Origin of the sequence: Enterovibrio gelatinilyticus, from assembly GCF_028683095.1 — a bacterium.
Taxonomy (GTDB): Bacteria; Pseudomonadota; Gammaproteobacteria; order Enterobacterales; family Vibrionaceae; genus Enterovibrio; species Enterovibrio gelatinilyticus.
Map to the genome: position 1 here is coordinate 1 of NZ_JAJUBC010000067.1, position 2,002 is coordinate 2,002.

A 2,002-nucleotide genomic window follows, 5' to 3' on the forward strand; every position below is an offset into this window, starting at 1 on the left:
TTTGTCGCAATCTCAGTTTGGCGCATGACGCCGTATTTGGGAGCGTCCATCTCATCAGTCACTTTAAAAATCGCCATTTCAGGGAGACAGCCATTATCAGTACGATGAATCTGGCAGGCTAACACTGGAAGCAAGAGGAAAAGGTGGCAGCTCTTTTCCAGTTAGACCTATGACTGTCAACACAGGCTCATTCAGCTGGAAAAACCCGATGGCTCAAAAGCTTCCTATCAATATGACGCGTTTGGGCGAAGGATTTCCAAATCCATCACTGATAGAGCTGGCAACACAAGCTCTACGGATTTTATCTGACAGGCCGACAAATTATTGGTAGAAACCGACAATGTCGAACACTACCAAACCTACCTCTATGAATATCGTAGCTTCCGTCCTTTAGCTCTGATAGATGGTGAAGGGGCTAACAACCAACAGACCTATTTTTATCAGCTCGGTACCCCACTAGAAATTACGAGCGTATCGGGAGAAGTTGTCTGGTCCGTAGACTATAAAGCGTATGGCAACTTAGCCTTAAAGCGGACAGAGAAAGTCACCAGCAACTTGCGCTTTCAAGGGCAGTATTTTGATGAAGAAAGCGGCCTACATTACAACCGACATCGCTACTATAGCCCAGCGACAGGTAGGTTTATAACATCTGACCCTATTGGATTAGCTGGCGGCCTAAATAGCTACCAATATGTTAAGAATCCAACTAGGTGGATAGACCCAACGGGATTGATCCAGAGTGAAGGAAACTGCCCAACTGAAGACGGTCAGCAAACACTACAGAAAATAAATGAGATAAAATCACTTAGAAAAAATGATCCAGAAGCGAGAATAAAACAGTTAGCATTCGATCCAGACATTGGTGGATATCGTAATAAAGAAGCATTGACAGCGTATAAAATTGAAGATATGTTCGGCTTTTTTGAAAGATATCAGAGACAAAGTCTAGACGCTTCCAAAGGAGATTTTGTATCTATATCTGGCCCTTACAAGGGGCAAACATTTGACGACTTTGGTAGTGAAATTAATGAAGGTATGATAAGGCAACTATCTTTAAAGCCGACTAGAACCGAAAGGAAATTTTTTGAGTCCTTAAATAAACACCTTGAGCAATCTGATAATGTCGTTTTAAATCTGACATTATTGAAGTCAAAGCACTCAGATCTTTATGAAAGAACGATGAATTTTGTAAAAACACATCAAAATAAAATAATTGACGTCACGGAGTAAAGAGATAATGTCAATCGTCGACATTAAATCCTACAAAGGAAGCTTTGAGGAGAAAATATTTTATATCTCTCAAGCTCAGAGAATAATTATATTAGAGTTTATAAACGAAAATATCGAATACAGAGATGCATGGATAAATGAATACATAGAAGATATCTATCTTGACAGCCTTAACAATGAATTAAAATCATTTTACTTGGAAAAAGAAGATGGATACGGATTCTATAACAAAAAAGAAAGAAGGTGTATGTTAAAAGAAATAATAACAAAATCACATAACCTAACCCATCAAACCAAACCGGAAAATATTGAACTCCTATTAAAAAAAGAGACAAGGCTGGATAAAAAATATTGCGACATAAAAGATATAGATCACTTCATTCAAAAAGAAAAGAATCATAAAAAAAACAAGCATCGCATTTTGTCAATATATAATAGCTTACTAGAGATAATATAACACTCTGCTCCGCCACTTCATACATTGACAGTGTTTTCCCTCTATTACTATTAATATGTAAACCACGTGATAATGATTGCTTATGATGGCGTAGGAACACATAAATGCAAAAGGTACTGGTAGTAGTGTCGGGGACTTGAATCGCATATCAGGCGCAAAAGTACAGGACATTGTCACCAATATTACGTAAAGTGCTTCAAATAGAAGCTAACACCTGTCGCTAGCGAATCCCCTCAAAATCTCTTTTCTAAACAATGAGAAGGACGCGCATCGACCCTTTTGATCTAATGAATTTCGCCAAAAAACACATTCCAA

The 2,002-nt window shown here is 38.1% G+C and carries 2 protein-coding genes; both read left to right on the plus strand.

What is annotated here, in order from left to right:
• Nucleotides 1-324: 324 nt before the first annotated feature.
• Nucleotides 325-1,230 carry an RHS repeat-associated core domain-containing protein gene (locus tag LRP50_RS25140; RefSeq protein ID WP_274167130.1) on the plus strand — a complete coding sequence of 302 codons (906 nt, stop codon included), beginning with the start codon at nt 325-327 and terminating at the stop codon, nt 1,228-1,230.
• A gap of 7 nt (nt 1,231-1,237) precedes the next feature.
• Nucleotides 1,238-1,687 carry a hypothetical protein gene (locus tag LRP50_RS25145; protein WP_274167131.1) on the plus strand — a complete coding sequence of 150 codons (450 nt, stop codon included), beginning with the start codon at nt 1,238-1,240 and terminating at the stop codon, nt 1,685-1,687.
• Nucleotides 1,688-2,002: the final 315 nt, after the last annotated feature.